18 protein-coding genes are annotated in these 13,786 nt (G+C 51.7%); 11 read left to right on the forward strand and 7 right to left on the reverse strand.

Annotated elements, in window-relative coordinates; all coding sequences use genetic code 11:
• Window position 1 precedes the first annotated feature (1 nt).
• The 5 genes from nudB to ruvB all read left to right on the forward strand — a co-directional run bounded on the left by nudB (window position 2) and on the right by ruvB (window position 3,484).
• On the forward strand, window positions 2-445 hold the full coding sequence (gene nudB / locus HVZ39_RS11215) for a dihydroneopterin triphosphate diphosphatase (protein ID WP_016153414.1): 444 nt from the start codon (window positions 2-4) through the stop codon (window positions 443-445).
• Window positions 446-473: 28 nt separating this feature from the next.
• On the forward strand, window positions 474-1,217 hold the full coding sequence (locus tag HVZ39_RS11220) for a YebC/PmpR family DNA-binding transcriptional regulator (RefSeq protein ID WP_016153413.1): 744 nt from the start codon (window positions 474-476) through the stop codon (window positions 1,215-1,217).
• 34 nt (window positions 1,218-1,251) lie between these two features.
• Window positions 1,252-1,773, forward strand: coding sequence for a crossover junction endodeoxyribonuclease RuvC (ruvC, locus tag HVZ39_RS11225; protein WP_003034867.1), 522 nt, complete (start codon window positions 1,252-1,254; stop codon window positions 1,771-1,773).
• 80 nt (window positions 1,774-1,853) lie between these two features.
• Window positions 1,854-2,465 carry a Holliday junction branch migration protein RuvA gene (ruvA, locus tag HVZ39_RS11230; protein WP_016153412.1) on the forward strand — a complete coding sequence of 204 codons (612 nt, stop codon included), beginning with the start codon at window positions 1,854-1,856 and terminating at the stop codon, window positions 2,463-2,465.
• Between the two features lie 8 nt (window positions 2,466-2,473).
• Complete coding sequence (gene ruvB, locus HVZ39_RS11235; protein ID WP_016153411.1) at window positions 2,474-3,484, forward strand: Holliday junction branch migration DNA helicase RuvB; 1,011 nt, start codon at window positions 2,474-2,476, stop codon at window positions 3,482-3,484.
• A gap of 74 nt (window positions 3,485-3,558) precedes the next feature.
• On the opposite strand, the gene purB is transcribed toward ruvB, so the two are convergent.
• Genes purB through rluE form a run of 5 tightly spaced genes read right to left on the reverse strand, consistent with a single transcriptional unit; the run spans window position 3,559 to window position 7,867 of the window.
• Window positions 3,559-4,929 (reverse strand): adenylosuccinate lyase, encoded by a 1,371-nt coding sequence (gene purB / locus HVZ39_RS11240; protein ID WP_016153410.1) that lies wholly within the window; start codon window positions 4,927-4,929, stop codon window positions 3,559-3,561.
• Between the two features lie 3 nt (window positions 4,930-4,932).
• Window positions 4,933-5,574, reverse strand: coding sequence for a high frequency lysogenization protein HflD (hflD, locus tag HVZ39_RS11245; protein WP_016153409.1), 642 nt, complete (start codon window positions 5,572-5,574; stop codon window positions 4,933-4,935).
• A 34-nt stretch (window positions 5,575-5,608) separates the two neighbouring features.
• A complete protein-coding gene (gene mnmA / locus HVZ39_RS11250) occupies window positions 5,609-6,715 on the reverse strand; it encodes a tRNA 2-thiouridine(34) synthase MnmA (protein WP_003832402.1) in 1,107 nt (368 codons plus the stop codon).
• Between the two features lie 53 nt (window positions 6,716-6,768).
• A complete protein-coding gene (locus HVZ39_RS11255; RefSeq protein ID WP_016153407.1) occupies window positions 6,769-7,230 on the reverse strand; it encodes an NUDIX hydrolase in 462 nt (153 codons plus the stop codon).
• Between the two features lie 13 nt (window positions 7,231-7,243).
• Window positions 7,244-7,867 carry a 23S rRNA pseudouridine(2457) synthase RluE gene (gene rluE / locus HVZ39_RS11260; RefSeq protein WP_049040526.1) on the reverse strand — a complete coding sequence of 208 codons (624 nt, stop codon included), beginning with the start codon at window positions 7,865-7,867 and terminating at the stop codon, window positions 7,244-7,246.
• Between the two features lie 202 nt (window positions 7,868-8,069).
• Between rluE and icd the strand changes: the two genes are divergently transcribed.
• Complete coding sequence (gene icd, locus HVZ39_RS11265) at window positions 8,070-9,320, forward strand: NADP-dependent isocitrate dehydrogenase (RefSeq protein WP_181633604.1); 1,251 nt, start codon at window positions 8,070-8,072, stop codon at window positions 9,318-9,320.
• A 49-nt stretch (window positions 9,321-9,369) separates the two neighbouring features.
• Here the strand turns inward: icd and HVZ39_RS11270 are convergent, their stop codons facing one another.
• Window positions 9,370-10,743 (reverse strand): MFS transporter, encoded by a 1,374-nt coding sequence (locus HVZ39_RS11270; protein ID WP_181633605.1) that lies wholly within the window; start codon window positions 10,741-10,743, stop codon window positions 9,370-9,372.
• A gap of 174 nt (window positions 10,744-10,917) precedes the next feature.
• Between HVZ39_RS11270 and kdgR the strand changes: the two genes are divergently transcribed.
• A complete protein-coding gene (kdgR, locus tag HVZ39_RS11275) occupies window positions 10,918-11,709 on the forward strand; it encodes a DNA-binding transcriptional regulator KdgR (protein ID WP_003833778.1) in 792 nt (263 codons plus the stop codon).
• Window positions 11,710-11,821: 112 nt separating this feature from the next.
• Here the strand turns inward: kdgR and HVZ39_RS11280 are convergent, their stop codons facing one another.
• A complete protein-coding gene (locus tag HVZ39_RS11280) occupies window positions 11,822-12,061 on the reverse strand; it encodes a YobH family protein (protein WP_016153403.1) in 240 nt (79 codons plus the stop codon).
• A gap of 164 nt (window positions 12,062-12,225) precedes the next feature.
• Between HVZ39_RS11280 and mgrB the strand changes: the two genes are divergently transcribed.
• The 4 genes from mgrB to cspE all read left to right on the forward strand — a co-directional run bounded on the left by mgrB (window position 12,226) and on the right by cspE (window position 13,730).
• Complete coding sequence (gene mgrB, locus HVZ39_RS11285; protein ID WP_016153402.1) at window positions 12,226-12,369, forward strand: PhoP/PhoQ regulator MgrB; 144 nt, start codon at window positions 12,226-12,228, stop codon at window positions 12,367-12,369.
• Between the two features lie 74 nt (window positions 12,370-12,443).
• Window positions 12,444-12,728, forward strand: a complete 285-nt coding sequence (locus HVZ39_RS11290) for a YebO family protein (protein ID WP_016156797.1) — start codon at window positions 12,444-12,446, stop codon at window positions 12,726-12,728.
• A gap of 636 nt (window positions 12,729-13,364) precedes the next feature.
• On the forward strand, window positions 13,365-13,508 hold the full coding sequence (locus tag HVZ39_RS11295) for a DUF2627 domain-containing protein (RefSeq protein ID WP_006684179.1): 144 nt from the start codon (window positions 13,365-13,367) through the stop codon (window positions 13,506-13,508).
• A 12-nt stretch (window positions 13,509-13,520) separates the two neighbouring features.
• Entirely contained in the window at window positions 13,521-13,730 is a 210-nt protein-coding gene (gene cspE / locus HVZ39_RS11300) for a transcription antiterminator/RNA stability regulator CspE (protein WP_001062678.1), read from the forward strand.
• Window positions 13,731-13,786: the final 56 nt, after the last annotated feature.

A 13,786-nucleotide genomic window follows, 5' to 3' on the forward strand; every position in this document is an offset into this window, starting at 1 on the left:
TATGAGATACAAACAGCCTGTCTCGGTGTTAGTCGTGATTTATGCAAAGGACACCGGGAGAGTGCTGATGTTACAGCGACGCGACGATCCTGATTTCTGGCAGTCGGTCACCGGCAGCCTTGAAGAGGGTGAAACCGCGTCGCAAGCCGCGATGCGCGAAGTAAAGGAAGAGGTCGCCATTGATGTTGCGACTGAGCAACTGACCTTAATTGACTGTCAGCGCACGGTGGAATTTGAGATTTTTAGCCATTTACGTCATCGCTATGCGCCGGGAATTGAGCGTAATACTGAATCCTGGTTTTGCCTGGCACTTCCCTCTGAACGAGAGATCGTGTTCACCGAACATCTGACCTACCGTTGGGTTAATGCGCACGAAGCCGCGCAGTTAACCAAGTCGTGGAGTAACCGGCAGGCGATTGAAGAGTTTGTAATTAACGTCGCCTGAGAAGGCGCGCTTTTTGGAGAGATTATTTATGGCAGGTCATAGTAAATGGGCCAACACCAGACATCGTAAAGCAGCGCAGGATGCTAAACGCGGTAAAATTTTCACCAAAATCATTCGTGAGCTGGTGACGGCAGCCAAACTGGGCGGCGGCGATCCGGATGCTAACCCACGTCTGCGCGCCGCGGTTGATAAAGCGCTGGCAAACAACATGACCCGTGACACCCTGAACCGTGCAATCGCGCGTGGTGTTGGTGGCGACGATGATGCGAACATGGAAACCATCATCTATGAAGGTTACGGTCCTGGCGGAACAGCCGTTATGATTGAGTGTCTGTCTGACAACCGTAACCGTACCGTTGCGGAGGTGCGTCACGCATTCACTAAAACGGGCGGCAACCTCGGTACCGACGGTTCCGTAGCTTACCTGTTCAGCAAAAAAGGCGTGATCTCTTTTGAACAAGGCGACGAAGACGCCATTATGGAAGCGGCACTGGAAGCGGGCGCTGAAGACGTTGTGACCTTCGACGACGGCGCGATTGACGTTTACACCGCGTGGGAAGAGATGGGCAAAGTGCGTGATGCGCTGGAAGCGGCTGGTCTGAAAGCGGACGCGGCTGAAGTGTCTATGATCCCCTCCACCAAAGCGGATATGGATGCAGAAACGGCACCGAAGCTGATGCGTCTGATCGATATGCTGGAAGACTGCGACGACGTGCAGGAAGTTTACCACAACGGCGAAATCTCCGATGAGGTTGCTGCAACGCTCGAATGATGTGGTTAAGCCATAAACTAACAGGAGATGCGTGATGTCTATCATTCTCGGCATTGACCCGGGGTCGCGCATCACCGGTTATGGCGTAATCCGTCAGGTCGGCAGACAGCTGACCTACCTCGGTAGCGGCTGCATTCGCACCAAAGTCGACGATCTTCCATCACGTCTGAAGTTGATTTATGCGGGCGTGACGGAAATCATCACCCAGTTCCAGCCCGACTATTTTGCCATTGAGCAGGTCTTTATGGCGAAGAATGCCGACTCGGCGCTAAAGCTGGGGCAGGCGCGCGGCGTGGCAATCGTTGCGGCTACCAATCAGGATCTTCCGGTCTTTGAATACGCGGCCCGCCAGGTAAAACAGACCGTGGTGGGTATCGGCAGCGCGGAAAAAAGCCAGGTTCAGCATATGGTACGCACGCTGCTAAAACTCCCGGCAAATCCGCAGGCGGATGCCGCGGATGCGCTGGCGATTGCTATTACCCATTGCCACGTCAGCCAGAACGCTATGCAAATGAGCGAGTCTCGGCTGAATCTGGCGCGAGGTCGGTTACGTTAGTGACAAATGAGGCTGGATATCTATCCAGCCTTTTTTTATGATAGCGCATTACCTTTTAGCCCTTAACGCAGGAGCGTCACGTGATAGGCAGACTCAGAGGCATCATTCTTGAAAAACAACCCCCGCTGGTCCTTCTGGAAACCGGCGGAGTAGGCTATGAAGTCCATATGCCGATGACCTGTTTCTACGAGTTGCCGGAAGCCGGGCAGGAAGCGATTATCTTCACCCATTTTGTGGTGCGTGAAGACGCTCAACTGCTATATGGTTTTAACAACAAACAAGAACGCACGCTGTTTAAAGAGTTAATCAAAACCAATGGCGTCGGGCCGAAGCTGGCGCTGGCGATCCTCTCTGGTATGTCTGCACAGCAGTTCGTTAATGCCGTTGAGCGCGAAGAGCTTGGCGCGCTGGTGAAATTACCGGGCATCGGTAAGAAAACCGCAGAGCGTTTGATTGTGGAAATGAAAGACCGCTTTAAAGGCCTGCATGGCGATCTCTTCACGCCGGCGGCGGATCTGGTCCTGACCTCTCCGGCCAGTCCTGCAACGGATGACGCCGAGCAGGAAGCGGTTGCTGCGCTGGTGGCGTTAGGCTATAAACCACAGGAAGCCAGCCGCATGGTGAGCAAAATTGCTCGCCCTGATGCCAGCAGTGAAACCCTGATTCGTGAAGCGCTTCGCGCGGCATTGTGAGGTAAAGGATGATTGAAGCAGATCGCCTGATTTCGGCTGTCAGCACGACCCCTGAAGATCTGGTGGATCGCGCGATCCGCCCCAAATTGCTGGAAGAGTATATTGGCCAGCCTCAGGTGCGTTCGCAAATGGAGATTTTTATCCAGGCGGCGAAGCTGCGCGGTGAAGCCCTTGATCACCTGCTGATTTTCGGTCCTCCAGGTCTCGGTAAAACCACACTTGCCAATATTGTTGCCAATGAAATGGGCGTTAATCTGCGCACCACTTCCGGTCCGGTACTGGAAAAAGCGGGCGATCTGGCGGCAATGCTCACCAACCTTGAACCGCACGATGTGCTGTTTATCGATGAAATCCATCGCCTGTCACCGGTGGTGGAAGAGGTGCTGTATCCGGCGATGGAAGATTATCAGCTGGATATCATGATTGGCGAAGGACCAGCCGCACGTTCGATTAAGATCGATCTGCCGCCGTTTACCCTGATCGGGGCGACGACGCGCGCCGGTTCGTTAACGTCTCCGCTGCGTGACCGCTTCGGTATTGTACAGCGCCTGGAATTCTATCAGGTGGCAGACCTGCAGCACATTGTTGGACGCAGCGCCCGCTTTATGGGGCTGGAAATGAGCGATGAAGGCGCATTGGAAGTGGCACGCCGCGCCCGTGGTACGCCGCGTATCGCCAATCGTTTATTACGCCGGGTACGCGACTTCTCCGAAGTGAAGCATGACGGCACAATTTCAGCAGATATCGCCGCTCAGGCACTGGATATGCTCAATGTGGATGCGGAAGGATTCGATTATATGGACCGTAAGCTGCTGCTGGCGGTTATCGATAAGTTCTTCGGTGGACCGGTAGGACTGGATAACCTGGCGGCGGCGATTGGGGAAGAGCGTGAAACCATTGAGGACGTGCTGGAGCCGTATCTGATTCAGCAAGGTTTTCTGCAGCGAACTCCGCGCGGACGTATGGCAACCGTGCGGGCGTGGAACCACTTTGGCATTACACCGCCGGAAATGCCGTAAGATCCAATAATCCCTGATGGCGCTACGCCTGGCAGGCCTACGATATGATGCAGGCCTGACAGGCGTAAAACAGATTACTTCAGTTCATCAACCATGGTGACGGCGCGACCAATGTAATTGGCCGGCGTCATTGCTTTCAGGCGCGTTTTCTCGTCTTCAGGCAGCGCCAGACCGTCGATAAACTGCTTCATACCTTCGGCGTCAACGCGTTTGCCGCGGGTCAGTTCCTTCAGCTTCTCGTATGGTTTTTCAATGCCATAGCGACGCATCACGGTCTGGATCGGCTCTGCCAGCACTTCCCAGTTATGATCCAGTTCATCCAGCAGATGATCGCGGTTCACTTCCAGTTTGCTCACACCTTTCAGCGTGGACTGATAAGCGATCAGCGCATAGCCAATCCCCACGCCCAGGTTACGCAGAACGGTAGAGTCCGTCAGATCGCGCTGCCAGCGGGAGACCGGCAGTTTGCTCGCCAGATGCTGCAGAACCGCGTTAGACAGGCCCAGGTTACCCTCGGAGTTTTCGAAATCGATTGGGTTCACCTTGTGCGGCATGGTGGAGGAGCCAATTTCACCCGCGATGGTTTTCTGTTTGAAATGGTTCAGCGCCACGTAACCCCAGACATCGCGGTCGAAGTCGATCAGGATAGTGTTGAAACGGGCGATGCAATCAAACAGCTCGGCAATGTAGTCGTGCGGCTCAATCTGCGTGGTGTACGGGTTCCACTGGATGCCCAGCGAGGTGACAAATTCTTCGCTGAACTGATGCCAGTCCACTTCCGGATAAGCGGCGATGTGGGCGTTATAGTTACCGACTGCACCGTTGATTTTGCCGAGAATTTCGACCTGATTGAGCTGGCGGTACTGACGCTCCATACGGTAAGCCACGTTAGCCATTTCTTTGCCCAGCGTAGACGGGGTGGCTGGCTGACCGTGGGTACGGGAGAGCAGAGGAATATCGCGATACTGTACGGACAAATCTTTCACCGCGTCGATAAGCTTGCGCCAGTACGGCAGAACTACTTCGTCACGGGCGGTTTTCAGCATCAGCGCGTGAGACAGGTTGTTGATGTCTTCTGAGGTACACGCGAAGTGGATGAACTCGGAAACAGCGTGCAGTTCCGGGATATCCGCCACTTTCTCTTTCAGGAAATACTCAACTGCCTTCACGTCATGGTTGGTCGTACGCTCAATGGTTTTGATACGCGCAGCATCTTCTTCATTGAAGTTAGCGACAATCGCATCAAGGAAACCGATTGCGTCGGCAGCAAAAGCAGGAACTTCCTTGATCGCTGCGTGCGCGGCCAGTTTTTGCAGCCAGCGTACTTCAACTTGTACACGGAATTTCAGCAAACCGTATTCGCTGAAAATCCCGCGCAGCGCGCTGACTTTATCGCCGTAGCGTCCATCGACAGGGGAAACGGCGGTCAGTGAGGATAATTCCATAGATCACAACTCCGGGGTTAAATGAGCAAGAATTTGTTTAGCCTGAGTCGTCAGGCGATTACGAGAAAACATGAGTTGCAGACGGCCTCCACCAACCTGATGCCAGAGCACGGCAGCGCGAATGCCAGCCAGCAGGGAAGCGCGTACTTTAGCCTGAACCTGTGGGCTCTGAAGGATGGCCGGGGAGCCCGTAACCTGAATACGTGGGCCGAGTGGGCTGATGACGTCAACATAAATGCCTGCCATCGCACTCATCAATGTTTCTGACTGCAAATCAAAATGGTCCAGTTGGCGCTGCAAGCCGTTGATGCGGTCTCCCAGCGTGTCCATAGCGCCTTTAGCGGCTGACAGCTTACGCTCCAGCACCATCAGGCTTAACGTGTAGCGGGTGAGTTCCGCGTTCAGCCCCTGACGACTGCTGGCGTTGAGCACGCCGAGCATCGTTTCCAGACCTAAACGCAGGTTGGCCTCGCTACCGCCAAACACGCCCAGCGTAGAGCTGGGATTCATGTCGATGACACTGTTCAGTGAAACGTGCAATGCATCGGCATCACAATGCCCCTGGTGCGCCAGTTCCTGCACCAGGCGTGCCGACTGACAAATGCCTGCCAGAGCGAGGGTGATGTCATAATAATTCTTTGCCACGTTCACTGCTTCCTTGTATTAGATGTGTAAGTAATTATACCGGCAGAGGCAATCGTTGTTCGATAATGCCGCCGCCGAGGCACACTTCGCCATTGTAAAAGACAGCCGACTGACCCGGCGTTACCGCCGCGACTGGCTCGTCGAAAATGACTTCAATACGCTCAGCATCCAGCGCCTTAACGGTGCACGGAATGTCGGTCTGACGATAGCGGGTTTTCACCGTGCAGCGCATTGTGCCGGTGAACGGTTCGCGATCGACCCAGTGCAGCTGTTGCGCCACCAGGCCAACGGACATCAGACGCGGGTGTTCATGACCCTGAGCAACAACCAGAATGTTGTTCTCGACGTCTTTATCCACCACGTACCACGGATCTTCCGTGCCTTCTTTCGTCCCGCCAATGCCCAGACCTTTACGCTGACCCAGCGTGTGGTACATCAGGCCCTGATGCTGGCCAATCTCTTCGCCATCAACGGTGATGATTTTGCCTGGCTGAGCCGGCAGATAACGACCGAGAAACTCGCGGAACTTACGTTCGCCGATGAAGCAGATACCGGTTGAGTCTTTTTTCTTGGCCGTAATCAGACCGAGATCTTCGGCAATTTTACGCACCTGCGGTTTTTCCAGTTCGCCGACCGGGAACAGGCTTTGCGCGATTTGTTCATGACCGAGCGTGTAGAGGAAATAGCTCTGGTCTTTATTGCCATCGAGTCCACGCAGCAGGCGGCTTTTGCCGTCGACGTCGGCGCGGCGCACATAGTGACCGGTGGCGATATAATCGGCACCTAAATCTTCGGCGGCAAACTCGAGGAAGGCTTTAAACTTGATTTCTTTATTGCACAGAATATCGGGGTTTGGCGTACGGCCCGCTTTGTACTCTTCAAGGAACAGTTCAAAGACGTTGTCCCAGTATTCTGCAGCAAAGTTGACGGTATGCAGTTCAATGCCGAGTTTGTCACAGACAGCCTGAGCATCTGCAAGATCGGCGGCCGCTGTGCAATATTCCTCGCCATCGTCCTCTTCCCAGTTCTTCATGAACAGGCCTTCTACCTGATAACCCTGTTGTTGCAACAGCCAGGCAGAAACGGAGGAATCGACACCGCCGGACATGCCGACGATCACTTTTTTTGGGCTTTCAGACATAGGAATACTCACGACATTGAACTTCAAGGCGGCATATTCTAGCACGCAGCCCCTTACTTGACACCCTCTGTAAACGGCCAGTTAAATTCGCCGATCATCGCCAGCGGGTAGCGCTGTCCGCTCTGATAGCAACGAATACTCTCCGCAACCAACGGCGAACGCAGATTTGGCGCTGAGAGAACCTCTTCTGCGCTGACCCAGCGACAGCAATCTATATCGCTGTCATGAGGTTCAGTAGCGCACATATTGGCAAGCTCGATAGAAAACAGAAAACGTAAAAAGGGCGTTTTGTCCGGCGCAATCCATTGATGCATCCGGATGAAGTGCTGCGGCTGCGCTTTGATGCCCGTCTCTTCCCACAGTTCGCGAGCGGCGGCTTGCACCAGGGTTTCATCCGCTTCCAGATGTCCTGCAGGTTGATTCCACAGGGCTTTGCCATTGATTGTTTCCTCAACGACTAAGAACTTATCTTCTGCATGCACAATGCAGGCGACCGTGACGTGCGGTTTGAACATACCTGTTCCTTATTCAGTTAGTTGCATCCCGCCATTGACCGTTGGCGAGATTTTCTAGCGTGTAATCTCCCATGGCATAGCGGATGAGGCGCAGCGTCGGGAATCCAACATGCGCTGTCATACGACGAACCTGGCGGTTACGGCCTTCATATAAAGTTACTTTCAGCCAACGGGTAGGGATATTTTTCCGTTCCCGAATAGGCGGGTTTCTCGGCCACAGCCAGGTGGGTTCCTCTACTATTTCAATACCTGCGGGTAGCGTGGGACCATCATTGAGCGTCACCCCGGTACGCAGCGCATCCAGCGCTTCTGCTGTCGGCTCGCCTTCGACCTGGACGTAATAGATTTTCCCCGTGCGCTTGCCAGGTTGCGTTAACCGCGCCTGCAGCGCGCCGTCATTGGTCAGCACCAAAAGTCCTTCGCTATCCCGGTCGAGTCGGCCCGCAGCATAGATTCCCGGCACGGGAATAAAATCTTTTAACGTGCTTCTGCCCGCCTCGTCAGTAAATTGTGGCAAAACATCGTAGGGTTTATTGAACAAAACCACGCGTTTTGGCTGGTTTTCTTTACGCTGTTTGGTGACTTGTCGTGAGCTGAATCGCTCAACCCGGTGATTTCTAAAAGAAGTTTTTTGCATGGTATTTTCAGATTATATCAATTGCCGCATTATAGCCTAAGAACGAGTGTCTTTCATGGCGACGAACATTAGGGTAGTATTGACATGCTCATTACAAAACATTAACAAAAAATTGCTCTAACGCATTCGTGCAGCAGGACGCAAACGCACATGCAGCGCGATGACAGACGAGCAGAACCAGAAGCGCTCGAAGGAGAGGTGAATGGAAAGCAAAGTAGTTGTTCCGGCGGAAGGTAAGAAGATCACCCTGCAAAACGGCAAACTCAACGTTCCTGAAAATCCGATTATCCCGTTCATTGAAGGCGACGGTATCGGCGTTGATGTAACCCCACCGATGATCAAAGTTGTCGATGCTGCTGTCGAGAAAGCCTATAAAGGCGAGCGTAAAATCTCCTGGATGGAAATCTTCACCGGCGAGAAATCCACTCAGGTTTATGGCCAGGACGTCTGGCTGCCTGCTGAAACCCTTGATCTGATTCGTGAATATCGTGTTGCCATCAAAGGCCCACTGACCACCCCAGTTGGCGGCGGTATTCGCTCTCTGAACGTTGCCCTGCGTCAGGAACTTGACCTGTATGTCTGCCTGCGCCCGGTGCGTTATTACCAGGGCACGCCTAGCCCGGTTAAGCACCCTGAACTGACCGACATGGTCATCTTCCGTGAAAACTCCGAAGATATCTACGCAGGTATCGAATGGAAAGCGGACTCTGCAGATGCCGAGAAAGTGATTAAATTCCTGCGCGAAGAAATGGGCGTGAAGAAAATCCGCTTCCCGGAGCATTGCGGTATTGGTATCAAACCGTGTTCTGAAGAAGGGACTAAACGTCTGGTTCGTGCGGCGATCGAATACGCCATCGCTAACGATCGTGATTCTGTTACCCTGGTACACAAAGGTAACATCATGAAATTCACCGAAGGCGCGTTCAAAGACTGGGGCTACCAGTTAGCGCGTGAAGAATTCGGTGGTGAACTGATCGACGGCGGTCCGTGGGTGAAAATCAAGAACCCGAAAACCGGCAAAGAGATCGTGGTTAAGGATGTTATCGCCGATGCGTTCCTGCAACAGATCCTGCTGCGTCCGGCTGAATATGATGTGATTGCCTGTATGAACCTGAACGGCGACTACATCTCCGATGCGCTGGCCGCACAGGTTGGTGGTATTGGTATCGCGCCGGGCGCGAACATCGGTGACGAATGTGCGCTGTTCGAAGCAACCCACGGTACTGCACCGAAGTATGCAGGTCAGGATAAAGTGAACCCAGGTTCCATTATTCTGTCCGCTGAAATGATGCTGCGCCACATGGGTTGGACCGAAGCGGCTGACCTGATCGTTAAAGGTATGGAAGGCGCTATCAACGCCAAGACCGTAACCTATGACTTCGAGCGTCTGATGGACGGTGCTAAGCTGCTGAAATGTTCAGAGTTTGGTGACGCGATCATCGAAAACATGTAATCCAGATTCTGGGTTGTGTGAGAACGGGAGCCGAGAGGTTCCCGTTTTTTTATGCCTGAACTCGCGGTTGCGTAATACGTAAACCACTCACAATTACTGCCAGCGAGGCCAGAATGCCTGCGGCTATCAGTGAGACGTGCGTTCCACTGTCGCCAAACTGGTTTAGCATCAGCGCGACCAGTGCGGCCCCGGTACTCTGACCCAGCAAGCGCGCCGTCCCCAGCATTCCGCTCGCCCCACCGCTGCGTTCACGCGGCGCGGAGGTGATGATGGTGTGATTATTTGGGGACTGGAACAAGCCAAAGCCCGCGCCGCACAGAATCATCGGCCAGATGATATTAAAATCGGAGGGGGAAACGGGCAGCAGCACCAGCGAAAACAACCCGCTGGCCATCAACGCCATGCCCAGTGCGCCCAACAGCCCGGCGTGAACGCGTTCAATCAGATATCCCGCCAGCGGCGCCATCACCATGGTTGCCAGCGGCCATGGCGTCAACAGCAGGCCTGTTTCGACCTCGCTGCGTCCGAGCACCGTTTGCATAAAGAAGGGCAGGGAAACCAATGCCAGCATTTGTGCGCAGAATGAACATATCGAGGTACAAAGCGAGAGTGAAAACAGTGGAATGCGTAACAGGTCAACCGGCAGTAACGGCACCTCCAGCGCGAGCTGGCGTCGGATAAAGAAAAAACCCACCACCATAAGCGCCACAAGCTCGGCACCAATCAGTTTTAGCGACTGTCCTTGTGCAAAGCCGCTGAGCGCCGTAATTAACAAGCCAAACGTTAAGGCATTCATTACCGCACTGGGCAGGTCAAAGCGTGGTTTAGTGCCGCGAGACGCATTGGCTGGCAAAAAGCGCATCGCCAGCAACAGGGCGACTATTCCCAGCGGGACGTTAATCAGAAACAGCCATTTCCAGGAGGCAATAGAAAGAATAGCTGCGGCAATGGTCGGACCCGCAGCCGAGGAGACCGCGACGATAAAAGAGTTAATCCCCATCCCCCGCCCAAGCTGACGCTGGGGATAAATAAGTCGGATCAATGCCGTATTCACGCTCATTAGCGCCGCACCGCCAAAACCCTGGGCGACGCGAGCCAGCGTCAGCATGTGCAACGAATCTGACAAGGCACAAAATAGCGATGCAAGCAGGAACACGACCAGGCCACACTTATAAATGCGCCGGTAACCGAACATATCGCCTAAAAAAGAGAGGGACAGGAGCGAAACGACGATCGCGATTTGATAGGCGTTCACAATCCAGATTGAGCTGGCAGGTGAGGCCTGAAGATCGGCGGCGATAGTTGGCAGGGCCACGTTCGCTATTGCACCGTCGAGTACTGCCATAGAAATGCCAATAACAATGGTTAAAATTGCGCCATATCGCTGGGGCAATGGCAGACCATCGGCCTGAATTTTTTCCATAGAAAGTCGATATTTGTGGAATTTATGATGAGAGTATTAATTTTAGCATTGATATTCAGGTGTTAGGTCGCAGATTTGTAACTAAGTGAGCAAAGAGCGATTGCGAGGGTTGGTACGTGAAATTATAATAAAAACCGGTTCTGATTTTTATAAAACACTCGAAAGGGGTGATAAATGGCAATCGCAGATCTGGATAAGCAACCCGATTCTGTATCTTCCGTGCTGAAAGTTTTTGGCATTCTGCAGGCGCTGGGTGAAGAGCGCGAAATTGGTATTACCGAGTTGTCGCAACGCGTCATGATGTCGAAAAGCACCGTTTATCGCTTTTTGCAGACCATGAAAACGCTGGGTTATGTGGCACAGGAAGGGGAGTCTGAGAAATACTCACTGACCCTGAAATTATTCGAGCTGGGCGCGCGCGCGTTGCAAAACGTCGATCTTATCCGTAGCGCTGACATTCAGATGCGCGAACTTTCGCGCCTGACCAAAGAGACTGTACACCTCGGTGCGCTGGATGAAGACAGCATCGTCTACATTCACAAAATCGACTCTATGTACAATCTGCGCATGTATTCCCGCGTTGGTCGTCGTAATCCGCTGTACAGTACAGCTATCGGTAAAGTTCTGCTGGCATGGCGTGACCGCGATGAAGTGAAGCAGATTCTGGATGGCATTGAGTACAAACGCAGCACCGATCGTACCATTACGAATACTGATGAATTACTGGTACTGCTGGATAAAGTACGTGAGCAGGGTTACGGCGAAGATAACGAAGAACAGGAAGAAGGCCTGCGCTGCATCGGCGTACCGGTGTTTGACCGTTTCGGCGTGGTTATTGCGGGGTTGAGTATTTCATTCCCAACGCTGCGTTTCTCAGAAGAGCGTTTACACGAGTATGTGGCAATGCTGCATACGGCAGCGCGCAAGATTTCAGAACAAATGGGCTATAACGACTATCCGTTCTAATCTGACGTAATCGCGAATGTTAAAAACCCCAGGTATTTTGTACCTGGGGTTTTTTATGGACAGTCATAACGTTACCTGGCGTAAATAACGTATCGAATGTAATGTTGCATTATTAGCCGTTATCGATAATGACCGTGCTTTTCCTTAACAGGGGACAATCCGACAGGCCAATGATACCGCTACTGGTGTGGACGTACTGTGCAGTGCTGGTTCCACGGGCAGTCAGATATTGGCATTGCAGACCCAGACCGGCAGCATTCTCCTTACTTCCAATCAAAATTCCATAGCCGCTCAATAATAAACCGATCCAAACCAGAGCTAACAACACAATAGCGCGGATAATCAGACGCATTACAACCTCTTATCTTTTCTCATTGTTATTAGATTAGCCTGTACACGGTATGAAACAAGTCAATCATTCCTAAAAAGATTGAATGCCTATACAGTTAACGCTGGGTTTAGGTAACGCATGATAATTTATAGACATAAGATGTGGAGTTGAAGAGTGGAGCTGGAGTGAAAAAAATTCGCTGGGTAGTGCTGATTGTTGTTGTACTGGTATGCATACTGATGTGGGCGCAGGTGTTCAACATCATGTGCGATCAGGACGTACAATTTTTCAGCGGTATTTGTGCCTTCAATAAATTTATTCCCTGGTAAGCGCATTTTCGCAACAGTTGATTACCTTCTTGTGCGGCAGTGGTAAACTACACTGTCTACATTGAGGTGGTAAAATGAACGAAGTTTTGAATTCTGGCGCGTTGAGTTTTGCGTCTTTAGCGGTATCGGTGGTGGTTCTGATTGTTGGGCTTGTTCTTTGGTTTTTTATCAATCGGGCAAGTTCGCGTACTAACGAGCAGATTGAGCTGCTTGAAGCATTGTTAGATCAGCAAAAAAGACAGAACGCTTTGTTACGTCGCCTTTGCGAAGCTAACGAACCCGAGAAAGCGGCAGAGCCTACTGCACTGCCCATTAAGGATGAAGACGATGACATCATCCGCCTGGTAGCTGAGCGGTAAAAAAGGTATGGCAGGATGTGGAACGGTTGTTGTTGTTCTCAGTTGCTTCATCCTGTCGTCAGCGCGTCAGATTATTTTCTTCTGTCCCCGTCGTGTAATTGGCGGCCGGGCAGTCATCTATTCTCTGTGTTTTCAGATGCTCCGACTAATTAATATCTTATCCCCAGTCTGATATAAATATAATCTTCCATACGTAAAAAATATGATTATGTCATTTTTGTGATAACGATCGTTTTATTAACAGCGAAACGTTTCTCTTACTTTTTTTGTGCCTTGTCATCATTCTTTCATTATTTTGGTGCAAAACCAGAAGGCGGATCTCATTTTTACGCTTGTGACATTTTATGCATTACTAAGCATAAAAAATGATATCTGGCAGAACCCGTAACAGATAACCTGGAACAACTGAAGCTATTGAGCTATGGTAGAAATATCCCGGCTATGGCGCAAGTCAGGCGGGGATAGGGGAGAGAGGCGAGAATATAATTCTACTCGATCTGGCGCATAACTGTGCAGTTGCTGTTTGATGGACGACGGGATTTGTGCGACCGATCGAGACACGTTTAAAAATGGCTTGCCATTATTAACGTTGTATGTGATAACACGTTTTGGGTTAAACGAGGTACAGTTCTGTTTATGTGTGGCATTTTCAGTAAAGAAGTCCTGAGTAAACACGTTGACGTTGAATACCGCTTCTCTGCCGAACCTTATATTAGTGCCTCAAGCAGTAATGTCTCAGTTTTATCTATGTTATGCCCGCGGGCGAAGAAAATACTCTAAGGAATTTTGCAAATGGCAAAGATTAAAGGTCAAGTTAAGTGGTTCAACGAGTCTAAAGGTTTTGGTTTCATTACTCCGGCTGATGGCAGCAAAGACGTGTTCGTACACTTCTCCGCTATCCAGGGTAACGGCTTCAAAACTCTGGCTGAAGGCCAGAACGTTGAGTTCGAAATTCAGGACGGCCAGAAAGGTCCGGCTGCTGTTAACGTAACAGCTATCTGATCGACACCACTGATTTGAAGCGCTTTTGCGCATCCATCTCAGATATAAAGCCTCGC

It is taken from the genome of Citrobacter sp. RHB35-C21, from assembly GCF_013816515.1.
In the GTDB taxonomy this organism is placed as follows: Bacteria; Pseudomonadota; Gammaproteobacteria; order Enterobacterales; family Enterobacteriaceae; genus Citrobacter; species Citrobacter braakii.